This window comes from Ensifer sp. R1-3 (assembly GCF_056739175.1).
Genome location: NZ_CP096515.1, coordinates 3,195,001 through 3,211,570, shown reverse-complemented (window position 1 = coordinate 3,211,570; position 16,570 = coordinate 3,195,001). Strand labels below are relative to the sequence as shown.

The following is a 16,570-nucleotide window of genomic DNA, read 5'->3' as shown; positions in this document are numbered from 1 at the left end:
AGCAGCGATGGGTGCGCACAAATCCTGCCATATGCATCAGTGCAGGAGCTGGCTGAGGAACAGGCTCGCCCGATCCGTCTTCGGATGCGCGAAGAATTCGTCCGGTTCGCCCTCTTCGACAATGCGGCCCTGGTCCATGAAGATCACCCGATCGGCGACCTGGCGTGCGAAGCCCATTTCGTGGGTGACGCAGACCATCGTCATGCCGTCGTTTGCGAGCGCCACCATGGTGTCCAGCACTTCCTTGACCATTTCAGGGTCGAGTGCAGAGGTCGGCTCGTCGAAGAGCATGACCTTCGGATTCATGCAGAGCGCCCGCGCGATCGCCACGCGCTGCTGCTGTCCGCCCGAAAGCTGGCCCGGATATTTGTTCGCCTGCTCCGGAATGCGCACGCGATTGAGATAGTCCATCGCGATTTCCGTCGCCTGGGCGCGCGGCATGCGCTTGACCCACATCGGCGCCAGAATGCAGTTTTCGAGGATCGTCAGGTGCGGGAAGAGATTGAACTGCTGAAACACCATTCCCACTTCGCGCCTGATGGCATCCACCTTGCGCTCATCCTCGCCGACTTCGACGCCGCCGACGACGATGCGGCCCTGCTGATGCGCCTCGAGCCGGTTGACGCAGCGGATCAGCGTCGACTTGCCGGAACCGGAGGGTCCGCAGATGACGACCTTCTCCCGCGGCGCGATGGACAGGTTGATATCGTCAAGGGCATGATACTGGCCGTACCACTTGTGTACGCCGCTGAGCGTGATCTCCGGCGAAGCGATGTCGATCGATGTTGGCATTGTTGTCTCCAGGATTATTTCAGGACGAGCCAGCCGGAAAGCACGATGACGAGCGCGCCTGCGACCGTGTGCAGTTCGATGGGGGCGGCAAAGAACAGCGCCCCGTAGAGGCAGCCCCAGACGATCTGGCTGTATTGGAAAGGCGCAACCACCGAGGCGTCGCCCATGCGGAAGGCGCGCACCAGCAGCAGATGACCGCCGAGCATGAAGAGGCCGGCGAAGAAGGCTATCAGCAGATCGCCCGGCCCGACCGGCGCCAGTCCGCCGCCGATCGACGCAACGGCCAGCGCGACCGTGGCGAGCACCACGAGCAGCGTCGAGACGAGGGCAAGGTCGCTCTCCGTCGCCTTGGCGCGGCGCAGCAGCACGAGCGAGAGCGCGAAGACGAGAGCCGACCCCGCCGCCGCGGCGTGACCGAGATTGAGCGGGGCGATCCCCGGCCGGAGCGCAACCGCAACGCCGAGGAAGCCGACGACCACGCCACACCAGGCAAGCATGGACAGGCGCTCCGCAAGCAGGGCGAAGGCCAGCACCGCCACAAGAACCGGAGTGAGGAAGGCGAGCAGATAGGCTTCCGACAGCGGCAGCACCGAAAATGCGTAGTGGATCAGAAGCGTATCGACGGCGAGCAGGAACGCCCTCAGGAGCGCGAGCCCCGGATGACGCGGCCTGAGCGACGCCGTTGTGCCGGTGACACCGGCGTAGACGGCAAGCATCGCGAGCGCTGCAAGCGTCACCATGAAGGTCACCTGCGGCACCTCGAAGCGCTCTGCGAGAAGCTTCACCAGCACATCCGTGCCCGAAAACACGGCGAAGGCCAGGAAGCCCAGGGCGGCAGCGCGCAGGTTGCGCGGCATGCCGCCCGCGGCCGGCGCGACAGTCGCGTCAACGGACATTGAAGCGTCCGAACCGTGCCTCGACACGGGACTGCATATATTCGAGGCCGATCGAAAGGATCCAGTAGATCATGGAGGCCGTGATCAGCATTTCGATGTGACGGAACTCGGTCTGTCCCTGGGTGCGGGCGAGATACATCAGTTCCCAGACGCCGACGACGGAGATCAGCGAGGAATCCTTCAGCATCGCGATGAACTGGTTTCCGGTCGGCGGAATGATCACACGCATCGCCTGCGGGAGGATCACCAGCCCCATCGTCTGGCTCGGGCTCAGGCCGAGCGCGGTCGCACCTTCCGTCTGCCCCCGCGGAATGCTCTCGATCCCCGCCCGGAAGATTTCGGTCATATAAGCGCCGTAGCAGAGCGAGAGCGCAAGGATGCCGGCCGGCACGGCGCTGATGACGTAACCCACCTGCGGCAGACCGAGATAGATGATATAGATCTGCATCAGGAGCGGCAGGCCGCGAAAGAGCGACGTGTAGAAGGTGGCGAGACCGTAGATCACACCGTTCTTCGACAGTTTCGCAATTGCGCCCACAAGCGCGATGACGGTCGCGACAGCGATCGAGATCACCGAAATGTAGAGCGTGGTGACGACGCCCTGCGAGATCAGGAAGCTGATCTTCTTGGCGATGAAGGCAAAGGAAAGATTGAAGGAATAGAAGAAGAGCATCAGGAGCGCGAAGAGCTCCAGCCAGACGCCGGCCACCTGCCAGCGGCGAGGCAGCTGCCGCAGGGCCTTCCAGTTCAGCGCCGCTATCACCGCGATCATCACCGCGCCGACCAACCGTCCGAGCGCGGGATTGGCGGCCAGCCACTCCGAGCTCGTCGGCAGAACAAGGCCGATCCAGGCAGGGCTGACACCCAGGCTGTAGACCGTCAGGGTTATCAGCGCGAGCAGGAGAAACGTCCCGGTGCGCCGCGCTGCATCCGGATAAGTCAGAATCATACGACCGATCATTTGGTTCTCTCCGGCATTCAGGCCGCGCGCTCGCGCCACCAGTCTTGAGCTTGCAGTTTCCAGTAGGTAAGCTGGGCTACCGCCAGACCGGCATAGCCGCCGGCCCAGACGAGCCCGAATGGCTTGAACAGCTTGTAGCGGTCGGACTGACCAAGGATGCCTTCGGCCACCAGCTTCCCGCCGATGGCGGTCGTGTTCAGCCCATGGCCGCCAAAGGCCGTGCAATGCCATACGCCGGGTTGCATCTCGCCGATCTGTGGCATGAGGTGGCGCGCGTAGGACATCAGTCCCGACCAGGCAAGCTCGGTCTTCAGATCCTTGAGCTGCGGATAGGTCCCGACCATTTCGCGCCGGAGTTCCCCGGCCAAGGCTGCCGGTGAGGCCGCACGGGTGGTGATGCGCCCGCCCCAAAGCAGGCGCTTCCCGCCCTCGACCAGGCGGTAGTAGTCGCCGGCGCGGCGGTTGTCGCCGATCGCGTCCGTGGTGGCGATGGCGGTACGAATGAGTTCCGGCGCTTCCTCGCTCAGCATGACATAGGTCGCGATCGGCAGGAACGAACGTTTCAGCCGCCCGTTCAGGGGGCCCGTATAGCCGCCGGTGGTGAACACGACATGACGCGCTCTGACACGGCCGCCCGACGTGGACACGGTCTTCTCGGCACCGTCGAGCACGCTCCCGGTCGCCGCCGAACCTTCATAGATCCGTCCGCCCAGCCGTTCGATCTCGCGCGCCAGTCCGCGAAGATAGTTGAGCGGATGCATGTGGAAGGCTTTGGGGTCGCGCAAGGCGTGGAAATATCGGTTCGACTTCAGCACCGAACGGACTTCGCCGGTGGAGAGATAGTCGAGCTCATAGCCGTAGATGCGCCTCATCTCGTCGGCATGCGCTTTCAGGCTGCCTCCGTCGTCGTAGCGCAACACGCTCGTGATGCCGGGCTGGGGCCGTGCGCCGTCGATTTTCAGCGCCTCGATCGTCTCGCGGACGAATTCGACGCCTTCGATCGAAAGCCGGTGTATCTGCCGCGCCGCCTCGGTCCCGGCCATGCGGGCGATGTTGTCGCTGCCGGTGGCAAAACCCGGGCTGACGAAACCGCCATTGCGGCCGGACGCCCCGAAGCCTACGCTTTCCGCTTCGAGAACGACCACCGATTGCCCGGCGCGCGCCAGCTGCAACGCCGTCGTCAGACCGGCGAGCCCGCCGCCGATGACCACGGTATCGCATTCGACCGTCCCGGAGAGGGGCGGTCTGACATTCGTTTCGGCTATTGTCTGCTTGTAATAGGTATTGGGATAGGACATTTTCTCTCGCCCGTCGACCGCGGTGGCAAGCGGAGGGGCGGCGAGCCGCCCCCCGCAGGTATCGGTTCAGTCGGCGCTGTAGTCCTTGCCGTACCACTTGGTGGTCAGCGTCGCGAGCGTGCCGTCCTTCTTCATCTCTTCGATGATGGAACCCACCTTCTTCGTCCAGTCCGGATCGACTTTTTCGGCGATGACCACAAGCGGCTCCCTGAAGGCATACTCGCCCTCGAGGACGCGCAGCGGATAGCCGTTCTTCACCGCGTTGAGCGCGGTCTGCTCCGGCGCGATGACCGCATCGAGGCGCACCCCGTCGCCAAGACGCAAATCGTCGAAGGGCAGCATGGAATCGGCGAAGGTGCGGATCTCGCCCGGCTCGATCTTATATTCGATCGGCGGCAGGCCCGGCGCATCGATCTCCAGCTGGCGGCGGATGAAATCTTCCGACGTGGTCGCCGTTTCGACCCCGATGATCTTGCCGTTCAGGTCGGCGACGGATTTCGCATGGCTGTCCTTGTGCAGCACGTAAACATAGGGGCTGAAGTAATAGATGCCGGCGAAATCGATGACCTGGGCACGCGCCTTGGTCGGGGTGACGGAGCCAACACCCAGATCGTAGCGCCCTTGCCAACGGCCGCCGGTCAACGTCGCCCAGTCGGGCGTTTCGAAGCTCACTTCGACGCCGAGACGCTTGGCGATCTCCTTGGAGACGTCGATGTCGAAACCGACCAGCTCGTTGCTGTCGTCCAGATAGCTCTGGGGCGGCCAGCCGCTGTTGGTGGCGACCACCATGGCCTTCTTCCCCATGACCCGATCGAGCGTCTCACCCGCCTGTGCGGCGGTTACGAACGCCAGTGCGGCAACGCCGATAGCGAGCTTTGCAAACAGTCCTTTCACGTAATCCTCCTCTTCGATAAGCCAGCCCTACAGCGTCGCGTCTCTCGCAAGGCGCGCAATGGTCGCTGTAGCACTTCGACTTGCTGCATGATCCACGGAACATGCAGCGTGCTCCCAGTTATAAGATGTCTGACAACTGAATTAGTAAATCCTACTGACGCGGTGTCAAGGCCGCATGGCGCACGCGGCCATGAAACGAAATGATGAGACTATGCGAATCGGTGATGGACTCGGCCGGAGTGCGAAGGAATAAGGCGGCGTTCAACGCGACGGCGTGGAGCCAGGCTCTACACACTATCCTGAAAGCGCGCCAAGGGCTGGACGCGGAAAGGCGGAGCCCGGCATCCGCCAGAGCCCCGCCTTCGCAGCAATGACAACTTCAGATCGCGATCACTCGGCAGCCGTTGCGGTGCGGCCGCCATTGAGCAGCATCAGCCCTTGAGCACGCTTCAGGCATTCGGCCTGCTCATTGCGATAGCGCGGCCCGATCTCCATCATCAGCACTGTCTCGGGCAGGAAATCCAGTTCACCGAAAATATCCTCCCAGTCGATGTCGCCCCAGCCGAGCGGCATGTGCAGGTCGCCGATACCGAGTGCCGTCGCCTCCTGCGGATAGAACGCCTGATAAAAGGCCTGCGGGCGGCCGAAGGAATCGTGGACGTGGAGGTGCCCGGCAACGGGCGCCATGGCGCGGATCTGCTCGCGAAAATTCAAGCCGCGATAGGTGGACTCGATATAGGCATGACTGAAGTCGATCAGCGCCACCAGATTGGAATGGTCGACGGCCCTAACCGTCTCGGCGATTTCGGCCGGCGTCTGGCGATACTGTCCCGGCACCGTTGAAAAGATATTTTCGAGCGCTATGCGCACGCCGTAGGGGCGTGCGAATTCCGCGAGCTCGAACAAAGCGTCACGCTCGCGCCGGTCTGACTCCGCCCGCTCGAAAAGCTGCTCGGCGCGCAGGTGACCGCCGTGCTGAACGATGATGCCGGCGCCGATGCGATCGCAGATCTCGACCAGCGCCTTTGCCGCCTCCAGCTGATAGGCCGCGGTTGCCGGATCCATGAAGTTCGAGGAAACGAGGCCGTGAACCGTGTAGCGAAAGGGGAACTGGCGGGTCAGCGCCACAAGCCGCTCCACGCGCTCCTTGATCAGTCTTCCGCCGGCGATGAGGTCGATGCTGGTCAGGCCAAGCTCGACCGTGTCGACGCCGAGTTCCCTCAGTCGGCGCAGGTCGGCCTCGAGGCTCTCCAGTTCGCCGTCGACGGAACCCGAACTGAAGCCGGTTGCGATGATATTGCTCATTGATTGTCCCCATTGAGATGACCGGCTACGACCGGACTAGAAAATACGCGTTTCCGGTCGGAAACCGCTATAACTTTTCCTCTAGGCGCATTGATGCGACTTCGGCGTCACGGAGGCCGAGCGCCAGATCGGGACTGTCCGAGGTCAGATGCCCGATTCCCCTTTCGAGCCAGCGGCGGATGCCCGCTTCCTCGTTGAGGGTCCATACGCAAAGCCGCTCCATAGGCACCGAGCTGCGGATGAGTTCCCACTCGTCCGCCATCAGTTCGTGGTGGATCGCTACGATGTCCACGAGGCCGTCGGCGGCCGGGAGAAAGGCAGAGAGACCGCCTTGCCGCGCCGCCCAGTCGGCATTGACGGAGACGAGACGCGCGACATGCGGCGCATGGAGGCGGCACTCCTCGAGGACCGATATATCGAAAGACGTGAGATGGGAGCGGCGGTCGACGCCGAAGCGCCGCAGTTCCTCCGCTACTCGGGCGGCGATGCCGGGGTAAGGCGTTCCCGTTTCGTCGGACTTGATCTCGACGTGCAAGTGAAGTCCGTCCCTGGCTGCAAGTATGCCCAGCACGTCGCTCAATGTCGGGATGCTCTCGTCCGTATCGCGCAACCGCGTCGCGAGCCACCTCTCGGGAGAAAGCCGGCGCACCGGTCCGGTCGCGTGTACGGTCCTGTCGAGCGTGGCGTCGTGAATGACGAGCAACTCTCCTGATTGGGTCAAGTGCACGTCGAACTCGATGGCATCGACGCCGAGCCGCAGCGCATTGCGGAAACCCGTCAGCGAGTTTTCCGGCCAGAGATTGCGGGCGCCGCGGTGGCCGATGATTTTCGTCATGGGATTGGGTCCTCAACGCACGGTGGGATCGAGCTTGTCGCGAAGCCAGTCGCCGACAAGCGAGATGGAAAGGGTCGTGAGCATGATCACGGCAGCCGGAGCGAGCATGATCCAGGGAGCGCGGGTCAGATATTCGCGCCCGAAGCCGACCATGTTGCCGAGGCTCGTTTCCGGCGGCTGCACACCGAGACCTAGGAATGACAGCCCGCTTTCCATCAGGATGATCTCCGGAAACGTCAGCGTCATCGACACGATCAGCGTCGATGCGACATTGGGCAGGATATGGCGGAGATAGACCCGCGCCGGAGTGGCGCCGAGTTGCACCACCGCGGCAGCATAGCCCTGCGCCCCGGCCGAGATCGCCAGGCCGCGGGCGATGCGCGCGTAGCGTTCCCAGCCGTAGAAGCCCATGAGACAGACGAGCAGCACCATGGAGGAGCCGAAGAAGGCCAGCACCGCGAGCGACATGATGAGAAACGGCAGGGCCGCCTGGAAATCGGCAAGCGCGAGTACCAGATGCTCGGTCAAGCCCCGAAACCGCGCTGCCGCGAAACCGAGCGCCGTGCCGAAGACCGCCGAAAGCACCGTCGCACCGAAGGCGATGATCAGCGAGACGCGGATCGACTGGATCAGCCGCGACAGCACGTCCCGGCCGAGCTCGTCGGTGCCGAGCCAGTGCTTCAGCGTTCCGGGCGCCGACAGCCGGCTCGTCAGATCCATCGCCGTGATGTCATACGGCCGCAGGTAGCCGGCGAAAAGCGCGATGACGATCATCGCTGCGAGCCAGAGGAAGCCGAACGCCACCGAAAGCGGCAATTTGCGCCGAAGGAAGGAAAGGGAGCCTCGTAGCCATCCTGCAAGAGGCGATCTCTCTGCCAGATCAACGGAAGCCATAGCGCATCTCCTTGGATCTAATGCCCGGCATGCGAACGCAGCCGCGGGTCGAGCCAGCCGTAGAGCAGATCGACGACGAGGTTCGACATCACCATTGCCGCGGCGATGATCAGCAGAATGCACTGCACGACGGCGAGGTCGCGATTGCTGACCGAAACGATCAGCAGCCGCCCGATGCCGGGCCAGGAGAAGATCGATTCCACCACGACCGCGCCGGCGATCAGCGACCCGACCATGAAACCGACGATGGTGACGATCGGGACTGCGGCGTTGGGAAGCGCATGGCTCCAGATGACGTCGCGCCATTTCAGCCCCTTCGCCGAGGCGGTGCGGATGTAGGGCTGCCCAAGCACCTCGATCATGGCGCTGCGCGAGAAACGGGCAAGAATGCCGATCCCGCCGATGCTCATCGTGATCGTCGGCAGAATCCCATGCATCCAGGTATCCTGGCCCCCGGACGGCAGCACGCCGAGAAGAACCGAAAAGATCAGTACGAGCACGAGGCCCATGACGAAGGACGGAACGGTAAAGCCGATGATCGCCAGCGTGATCACGCCGCGGTCGGCGAAGCTCTGGCGGTGGAGCGCGGCATAGACGCCGGCGGGGATACCGATCATCAGCTTCAGGATCAGCGCCGGAAGCGTCAATTGCAGCGTCGCGGGCACCCGCTCCAGAACCAGTCGCAGCGCCGAGGCCTTGTCGCGCATCGACACGCCGAAATCTCCGGTGAAGATGGACTTGATATAGGCGAGGTATTGTACCCAGATCGGCTGGTCGAGACCCCAGGTTTTGCGGAACGCGTCGACGGCGTCCTGAGGCACATCGGGACCGAGCATCACCTGGGCCGGATCGCCCGACATGCGCAGCACGACGAAAGCGAAGGTCACGACGGCGAGGATCGTAATCACGGCGCGCATCAGACGCACGAGAACGAAGCGGATCATGCCCGTCTCCTAAGGGTCTCGACCGACGCGGTTTCGCCCGCCACCGCATGACAGGCCGCCGTCCGGCCGTTGCCGGTCCGGCGAAGCGCAGGCACGCTCGTGCGGCAGATGTCGCGCGCAACGGGACAGCGGGGATGGAAAGCGCAGCCCGAGGGACGATCGGCCGGGTTCGGCGGTTCGCCCTGCAGGATCACCCGGCCTTCGAGCGGCTTGCCCGGGACCGGGACGCTCGAGACGAGCGCCTTCGTATAGGGATGCTGCGGCGCCCGGAAGATCACGTCGGAAGAAGCCTCCTCGACGATCCGGCCGAGATACATCACCGCGACGCGGTCGGCGATGTTGCGCACGACCTTCAGATCGTGGCTGATGAAGATCATGGCGATGCCGTTCTTTTCCTGGAGATCGCGCAGCATGTTGACGACCTGCGCCTGGATCGAAACGTCGAGGGCGGAGACGGGCTCATCGCAGACCAGGAGCTTCGGCCGCGAAGCAAGGGCGCGGGCGATGACGGCCCGCTGCCGCTGGCCGCCGGAAAGCTCATGCGGGAAGCGCCCGGCCTGGTCGGAGCGAAGCCCGACAGCCGCCATCAGTTCGGCAATGCGGGCGGCCTGGTGTTCTTTCGGGACGAGCCGGTGAATATCGAGCGGCTCGCCGATCTGCGCTGCAATCGTCAGGCGCCGGTCGAGTGCCGCAAGCGGATCCTGGTAGACGAGTTGCATCTTGGCGCGCAGCGCCCGCCATCCGGCCGTACCGTATTTCGGCATAGGGCTTCCCTCGAAGCGCACCTCGCCGGCCTGCGCCGGATCGAGCCCCAGAAGCATCCGCCCCAATGTCGATTTGCCGGACCCCGATTCGCCGACGATTCCGAGCGTCTCGCCGGGCATGACCGCGAGCGAAATCCCGTCGACGGCGCGCACCGGGCTTGGGCGGCCGAAGAGCCCGCGCCGGACTTCGTAGATGCGCACGAGTTCGTCCGCTTCGATCAGCGCAGTCACGACATCAGCCCTTCGGGAACTCTTCTCTCAGCGTCGCCGCGCGTGACCGCTGGCACGGGGCGCATGCAGGCAAGGCGGCGTCCGTCGCCTTGGGGCTCGAGATGCGGGTAGTCGCTCCCGCAGGCATCGACGGCGCGGGGGCACCGGGGCGAGAAGGAACAGCCCGCAGGCAGATGTTTCGGGCTCGGTACGGTCCCCGGGATAGGGATCAGCCGGTCGCGCGGCCCGTCGATCCGCGGAATGGCATCGAACAGTCCCCGCGTATAGGGATGCCGCGGCTCCGAGAAGAGTTGCGCCACGCTTCCCTCTTCGACGATCCGGCCGGCATACATGACGCATACGCGATCGCAAACCTGCGAGACCGCGCCCAGATCATGGCTGATGAAGACGAGCGCCATGCCGGTCTCGGCCCGAAGCGTGTTCAGAAGATCGAGGATCTGCGCCTGGATGGTCGCGTCGAGCGCCGTGGTCGGCTCGTCGGCGATCAGCAGGTCCGGCTCGCCCGCGAGCGCCATCGCGATCATCAGGCGCTGGCACTGCCCACCGGAAAATTCGTGCGGATAAAGATCGAAGCGCCGCGCCGCATCGGGAATGCCGACCATGTCCATCAACCGCAGGGCCTCGACGCGCGCCGCATCTCCGCGAAGACCGCGGTGAATGTAAAGCGCCTCGACGATCTGGCGGCCGATGCGCAATACGGGATTGAGAGAGCTCGAAGGGTCCTGGAAAATCATTGCGATCCGCCCGCCGCGGACCTCCTCGAGAGCGGCGCGGCGTGCCCCGCACAGTTCCCGGCCGTCGATCCGGACAGAACCCGTGACAGCCGCCTTGCCCGGAAGCAGCCCGAGCGCCGCGAGCCAGGTCACGGACTTGCCGCATCCCGACTCGCCGACGAGGCCGACAGCCTCTCCCTTGGCAACATTGAGATCGATGCCATGCAGAACCTGAACGCCATCGAAAGCGACCTTCAGGTCCCGCAATGCTACGAGATCCGGCTTGGCAGCGCCCATTTCTCATTCCCGGTGTTTCGACCGCGGCATCGCCGCCCGGTCCTCAAAGGATTCCGGCAGCCGCCGGGCTGCCGGAACACGGCGTAGTCGAATTCAGCTGGCCCAGTTGGCGGCGCGGAAGTCCATGGCGAAGGCGGGCGCCGCCTTCCAGTTCAACGAAGACTTCATGCCGGTGAAGACCGCGTTCTGGTGAAGCACCTGGTAGACCGGGTCCTCGCGCTCGCAGATCTCGAGCATGCGGGCGAATGCCTTCTTGCGTTTCGCATGATCGGTTTCCGTTTCGAGGATCTGGGCCATCTGGTTGGCCTCGGCATTTGCCCAGTCTTTCTTCTGCTGAACCTCGCCGTTAGGCCCGAACTGGGCGACGATCGAGGAGACCGGATCGCTGAAGGCGGCGCCGGCCGACCAGTCGCGCACGCCCTTCGCGCCGGACGGGTCGTGGATCTGACCCCAGTTTTCCTTCATCTGGATTTCGACATTGAGGCCGACCTGCTTCCACATCTCGACCATGATCTGGCCGTTCGCAGTCTGGTTCGTGTAGTAATTGTTGAGAAGTCGGAACGGGATCGCATCGCCCTTGTAATTGGCCTGCTTCAGGAGATCCTTGGCGAGCTGCGGATTATATTCCGGAACCGCCCAGCCTTCGACGAACATGTCACCGTAGAAGGGGAACTGCAGGCCGGCCGGCACGGTCGTCTGACCGGACCAGAGCGCATCGACGATCGCCTGGCGGTCGATCGAATGGGTCATCGCCCGGCGGACGAGCGGGTCCTGAAGCGTCGGATTCTGGACATTGAAGACGGAAATGCGGTGGTTGTGGATCGTCGAGCCCTGGACCTCATATCCGGGTGCGGCCTGAACCGCAGCGATCTGGTCCGGCGGCAGGTCGCAGGCGAAGTCGTATTCGCCGGAGAGCAGGCCGTTGACGCGCGACGAAACCTCCGGAACCTCGACGAAGCGAATCTGCTCCAGCGGCGGGCGGCCGCCCCAGTAGTCGTCGAAGGCGACGAGCGTCAAGGAAACGTCCGGTTTATGTTCGCCGACCATATAGGGGCCGGTGGTGATCGGCTTGCGTGCCCAGTCCATATAGGTCGCCGCCTCGTCCCAGGCGCGACGGTTGGCAATCTGGCTGCCGAAGGCATAAAGGCGGCCCTCGATGGTGACGTCCGGCGTCGCGTTGTGGAAGCGAACGGTATGTTTGTCGACGGCCTCGACGCCGGCAAGCGCCGGCCAGAGGCGGCGCCCGGTGCCCGGCACGACTGCCGGCAGTTCCTTGGCGGTGGCCGGCTTGTGCTCATCCTCGAAGACCGTCTTGCCGCCTGCGGGCTGGGTGTCCCCGAACACGCGCTGCGCGGAGAAGCTGAACACGACGTCGTCGGCCGTGAGCTCGTCGCCATTGTGGAACTTCACACCCTGGCGCAGCTTGAGCTCGAGGGTCTTGTCGTCGATACGCTTCCATTCCGTCGCAAGGCCGGGAACCGGACCCTGATTGCCCATCCAGTCGCGCAGGATCAGACCCTCCCAGAGGTTTGGGAAGAACACGCGCTCACCGACATTCGACTGCTCGTTCCAGACGTCGAGTGTATTGTTGATGGTGATCTTCTGCACGGCGATGGTGACGGATGGGCGCTTGCCTTGGCTGAACGCGAAGCGCGGCAGGACCAAGCTGCCCGCAGTCGCGCCCATGAGGCCCAGCGCGGCGCGGCGGTTGATTGAAAGCATGAGACTCTCCTTTTGGATGGAATCGAGCACCCGCGCGGATGCTGTTCAGCGTCGGATGTAGTTCCGCCAGACGTCGTCTTCCTGATGTTTGGGTGAAACTTTCGTGACAGGGGCTCGACGACCAAACTGTGGACGGTCTTGCCGACAGAGGTCCCTAGGAGACATCGCTTGCGCAACTCCGCGCCCTGTCGGCGTGCAGTGGAAAGCGATGATGAATGAAGCTGCAGTCATTGGGGGTAAGCGTCCAACCGAATGTCGTCAGACGCCAATTAGTTCACATGTGTAACACTGATGTGACGTATGTAACTCTTCTCCATGTCGCCTTGCCCGATTAAGGATGACATGCGTCTGACCAGACGCGCAGCGTTGCAGGGGGGGTGCATGGGGCAGCAGAGACTGATGGCCAAGGCCGCTTGGCTCTACCACGTGGAAGGACTGACGCAGGCCGAGATCGGCGAGCGCATGAGTCTCACACGCCGGAGGGTGAACGAGCTTCTTGCCGCGGCGCTGGAGCAGGGCATCGTCCGGATCAACTTTAGTTCACCCCTTGTCGAGAGTGTCGAGCTGGAATCGCGGCTGCGCGACCGTTTCGGATTGGATGATGCCGTGGTCATGCCCACCCCGGCCGATCCGCGCCTTCTCCACGCGGTCATCGGGCGCGGCGCCGCCGCCTATCTCGATCGCCTGATCCAGACGCGGAAACCACACTCCATTGGAGTTGGCTGGGGAGCGACCTTACGCGAGACGATGCAGCATATGACGCCCGCCAACGAACCCCGGATCGATGTCCGATCGATGATGGGCGGGCTGACGCATGGTTCGGAGATCAACACCTTCGAGATCGTCCGCGGCTTCGCGGAGGTGCTGAAGGCGCAATGCCACTACTTCGTCGCGCCTATCTATGCCGAAACTCCGCAATCGCGCGAGGCCCTGATTGCGCAGTCGGTGTTCCGCAAGACCTTCCGCCAGATCTGCGACGTCGACATATCCTATCTCAGCGCCGGCGACATGTCGCAGCACTCCCTGCAGGTGCGCTATGGCCTTCCGGAAGGGACGAAGGTGAGCGAACTCATAGCCCGCGGTGCGGTCGGCGATCTCCTCGGCCGGTATATCGACGCCGAAGGCAACCCCGTCGATCACCCGCTCAACCGTCAGGTGCTCTCGCCCGAGTTCGACGACTACCGCCGCATCCCCTGCCGCATCATTGCCTCGGGCGGTTCGCACAAGCACGACATTCTCCTGGCCCTGGCACGGGCAAGGCTGCCAACGATCATGATCACCGACGCCGAGACCGCCATGGCGATGCTGCAGCGCGCGGAGGAAAGGTGATGGACATCGACTGGAAACGACGCTGCAAAACGGCCGCCCTTTCGGCGCTGGGAGGCCCTCAAACGCCAAAAGGCCCGCTGCTGCGGGCCTTTTGGCGTGTATATGTGTGTGTGTTTGGTTGCGGGGGCAGGATTTGAACCTGCGGCCTTCAGGTTATGAGCCTGACGAGCTACCGGGCTGCTCCACCCCGCGTTATCCGAGTTTTGCGAAGCAAAATCTCGTCTGAGTTTTGCGAGCCAAAATCTCGCCGAGTTTTGCGAAGCAAATCTCGTATGTTTTGGTTCGGTCTGGCGATCGAAAGGCCGCTTGTTCGGCGGCCGGTCTGTATCGGCCGGTCCGGCTTGTGAGAGAAGATGTTCGGTTTTGTTTATCCTGCGTTTTGCAGACCTGGCAGCGACCTACTCTCCCGCGTCTTAAGACGAAGTACCATCGGCGCTGGGGCGTTTCACGGCCGTGTTCGGAATGGGAACGGGTGCAGCCACCCCGCCAGAACCACCAGGTCGGCAAAGCGCAAGATTGAGCCTGCGGTGCAGGCTCGAACCGATTTTGAGAAGCTGGTGAAGTTTTTCACTTCTTTTGAACACGTCTTCTGTCTGTCGCCCCGGCCGTGAGGCCGCAAGCGCAGAGCGCGTCGCGCCTTGTGGCGCGCGCCGTCCGCAGCGCTACGCGCGTGAGGACAAAGAAAGTTGCGATGCTCATCTTCGATGAGCATAGGCAACAAGAACGATCAAGCCAATCGAACGATTAGTACCGGTAAGCTTCATGCGTTGCCGCACTTCCACACCCGGCCTATCAACGTGGTCGTCTTCCACGGTTCTCAAGGGAATACTCGTTTTCAGGTGGGTTTCCCGCTTAGATGCCTTCAGCGGTTATCCCTTCCATATATAGCTACCCTGCTATGCCCTTGGCAGGACAACAGGTCCACCAGAGATATGTCCATCCCGGTCCTCTCGTACTAGGGACAGATCCTGTCAATATTCCTACACCCACGGCAGATAGGGACCGAACTGTCTCACGACGTTCTGAACCCAGCTCACGTACCGCTTTAATTGGCGAACAGCCAAACCCTTGGGACCTGCTCCAGCCCCAGGATGCGATGAGCCGACATCGAGGTGCCAAACAACCCCGTCGATATGGACTCTTGGGGGTCATCAGCCTGTTATCCCCGGCGTACCTTTTATCCGTTGAGCGATGGCCCTTCCACGCGGGACCACCGGATCACTATGACCGACTTTCGTCTCTGCTCGACTTGTCAGTCTCGCAGTCAGGCGGGCTTATGCCATTGCACTCGACGAGCGATTTCCGACCGCTCTGAGCCCACCATCGCGCGCCTCCGTTACTCTTTCGGAGGCGACCGCCCCAGTCAAACTACCCACCATACACTGTCCCGGATCCGGATGACGGACCGCGGTTAGACATCCATGACGATAAGGGTGGTATTTCAAGGATGGCTCCACGAGAACTGGCGTCCCCGCTTCAAAGCCTACCACCTATCCTACACATGCCGACACGAATGCCAGTGTAAAGCTATAGTAAAGGTGCACGGGGTCTTTCCGTCTGACCGCAGGAACCCCGCATCTTCACGGGGAATTCAATTTCACTGAGTCTATGTTGGAGACAGCGGGGAAGTCGTTACGCCATTCGTGCAGGTCGGAACTTACCCGACAAGGAATTTCGCTACCTTAGGACCGTTATAGTTACGGCCGCCGTTTACTGGGGCTTCGATTCAGAGCTTGCACCCCTCCTCTTAACCTTCCAGCACCGGGCAGGCGTCAGACCCTATACGTCGTCTTGCGACTTCGCAGAGCCCTGTGTTTTTGATAAACAGTCGCTACCCCCTGGTCTGTGCCACCCCATCCTACTTGCGTAGAAAAGGGTCACGCTTCTTCCGAAGTTACGCGTGCAATTTGCCGAGTTCCTTCAACATAGTTCTCTCAAGCGCCTTGGTATACTCTACCTGACCACCTGTGTCGGTTTCGGGTACGGTCTATACGGTGGAGCTATTTCCTGGAACCGCGTCCCCGCCCGGACAATCCAATAAGTCCGGACAAGTTGAGCAATCCGTCACTACCACCAGGCCCACGAATATTAACGTGGTTCCCATCGACTACGCGTGTCCGCCTCGTCTTAGGGGCCGGCTAACCCTGCTCAGATTAACTTTAAGCAGGAACCCTTGGTCTTTCGGCGAGAGGGTCTCTCACCCTCTTTATCGTTACTCATGTCAACATTCGCACTTCCGATACCTCCAGGACCCCTCACGGGTATCCCTTCACTGGCTTACGGAACGCTCCGCTACCACGCGGTCTTACGACCACATCCTCAGCTTCGGTGCATGGCTTCAGCCCCGTTACATTTTCGGCGCAAAGACCCTTATTTAGACCAGTGAGCTGTTACGCTTTCTTTAAATGATGGCTGCTTCTAAGCCAACATCCTGGTTGTTTTGGGATCCTCACATCCTTTCCCACTTAGCCATGACTTGGGGACCTTAGCTGGAGGTCAGGGTTGTTGCCCTTTTCACGACGGACGTTAGCACCCGCCGTGTGTCTGCCGACTAGTACTCCTCGGTATTCGGAGTTTGGTTAGGATCAGTAAGACGGTGAGTCCCCATAGCCCATCCAGTGCTCTACCCCCGAGGGTATTCGGTCGACGCACTACCTAAATAGTTTTCGCGGAGAACCAGCTATTTCCGAGTTTG

13 protein-coding genes, 1 tRNA gene and 2 rRNA genes (1 of these 16 cut by a window edge) are annotated in these 16,570 nt (G+C 62.4%); 1 reads left to right on the top strand and 15 read right to left on the bottom strand.

Translation table 11 applies throughout. The features are described from left to right. Window positions 1-36 precede the first annotated feature (36 nt). The 12 genes from M1D43_RS15255 to M1D43_RS15200 form a co-directional block, all read right to left on the bottom strand. Entirely contained in the window at window positions 37-792 is a 756-nt protein-coding gene (locus M1D43_RS15255; RefSeq protein WP_003535712.1) for an amino acid ABC transporter ATP-binding protein, read from the bottom strand. Window positions 793-806: 14 nt separating this feature from the next. Further along, entirely contained in the window at window positions 807-1,688 is an 882-nt protein-coding gene (locus M1D43_RS15250; protein ID WP_027993765.1) for a DMT family transporter, read from the bottom strand. Then, window positions 1,678-2,649, bottom strand: coding sequence for an amino acid ABC transporter permease (locus M1D43_RS15245; RefSeq protein ID WP_028004499.1), 972 nt, complete (start codon window positions 2,647-2,649; stop codon window positions 1,678-1,680). The genes M1D43_RS15250 and M1D43_RS15245 overlap by 11 nt, the downstream gene beginning before the upstream one ends. Before the next feature lie 17 nt (window positions 2,650-2,666). Next, window positions 2,667-3,947 (bottom strand): NAD(P)/FAD-dependent oxidoreductase, encoded by a 1,281-nt coding sequence (locus M1D43_RS15240; RefSeq protein ID WP_003535723.1) that lies wholly within the window; start codon window positions 3,945-3,947, stop codon window positions 2,667-2,669. 66 nt (window positions 3,948-4,013) lie between these two features. Continuing rightward, window positions 4,014-4,841 (bottom strand): transporter substrate-binding domain-containing protein, encoded by an 828-nt coding sequence (locus tag M1D43_RS15235; RefSeq protein ID WP_318853664.1) that lies wholly within the window; start codon window positions 4,839-4,841, stop codon window positions 4,014-4,016. Between the two features lie 390 nt (window positions 4,842-5,231). After that, window positions 5,232-6,146: a TIM barrel protein gene (locus tag M1D43_RS15230; protein WP_127595871.1), complete on the bottom strand. Its 915-nt coding sequence runs from the start codon at window positions 6,144-6,146 to the stop codon at window positions 5,232-5,234. A 67-nt stretch (window positions 6,147-6,213) separates the two neighbouring features. Continuing rightward, a complete protein-coding gene (locus M1D43_RS15225; RefSeq protein ID WP_153313495.1) occupies window positions 6,214-6,981 on the bottom strand; it encodes a glycerophosphodiester phosphodiesterase family protein in 768 nt (255 codons plus the stop codon). Window positions 6,982-6,993: 12 nt separating this feature from the next. After that, window positions 6,994-7,875 (bottom strand): ABC transporter permease, encoded by an 882-nt coding sequence (locus M1D43_RS15220; protein WP_010970321.1) that lies wholly within the window; start codon window positions 7,873-7,875, stop codon window positions 6,994-6,996. A 17-nt stretch (window positions 7,876-7,892) separates the two neighbouring features. Next, window positions 7,893-8,819, bottom strand: coding sequence for an ABC transporter permease (locus tag M1D43_RS15215; RefSeq protein WP_003535733.1), 927 nt, complete (start codon window positions 8,817-8,819; stop codon window positions 7,893-7,895). After that, window positions 8,816-9,814: an ABC transporter ATP-binding protein gene (locus tag M1D43_RS15210; RefSeq protein ID WP_003535735.1), complete on the bottom strand. Its 999-nt coding sequence runs from the start codon at window positions 9,812-9,814 to the stop codon at window positions 8,816-8,818. Before M1D43_RS15210 ends, M1D43_RS15215 begins: the two co-directional genes overlap by 4 nt. Continuing rightward, window positions 9,811-10,824 (bottom strand): ABC transporter ATP-binding protein, encoded by a 1,014-nt coding sequence (locus tag M1D43_RS15205; RefSeq protein WP_153320524.1) that lies wholly within the window; start codon window positions 10,822-10,824, stop codon window positions 9,811-9,813. The genes M1D43_RS15210 and M1D43_RS15205 overlap by 4 nt, the downstream gene beginning before the upstream one ends. 93 nt (window positions 10,825-10,917) lie before the next feature. Further along, window positions 10,918-12,546, bottom strand: a complete 1,629-nt coding sequence (locus M1D43_RS15200) for an ABC transporter substrate-binding protein (RefSeq protein WP_153313497.1) — start codon at window positions 12,544-12,546, stop codon at window positions 10,918-10,920. Window positions 12,547-12,927: 381 nt separating this feature from the next. Here M1D43_RS15200 and M1D43_RS15195 point away from each other — a divergent pair, with 381 nt between their 5' ends. Then, complete coding sequence (locus M1D43_RS15195; RefSeq protein WP_153320523.1) at window positions 12,928-13,875, top strand: sugar-binding transcriptional regulator; 948 nt, start codon at window positions 12,928-12,930, stop codon at window positions 13,873-13,875. Between the two features lie 115 nt (window positions 13,876-13,990). On the opposite strand, the gene M1D43_RS15190 is transcribed toward M1D43_RS15195, so the two are convergent. The 3 genes from M1D43_RS15190 to M1D43_RS15180 all read right to left on the bottom strand — a co-directional run. Further along, window positions 13,991-14,067 (bottom strand) — tRNA-Met (locus M1D43_RS15190). 193 nt (window positions 14,068-14,260) lie between these two features. After that, window positions 14,261-14,375 (bottom strand): 5S ribosomal RNA (gene rrf, locus M1D43_RS15185). Window positions 14,376-14,598: 223 nt separating this feature from the next. Beyond that, a 23S ribosomal RNA gene (locus M1D43_RS15180) occupies window positions 14,599-16,570 on the bottom strand; it runs 889 nt beyond the window's last position.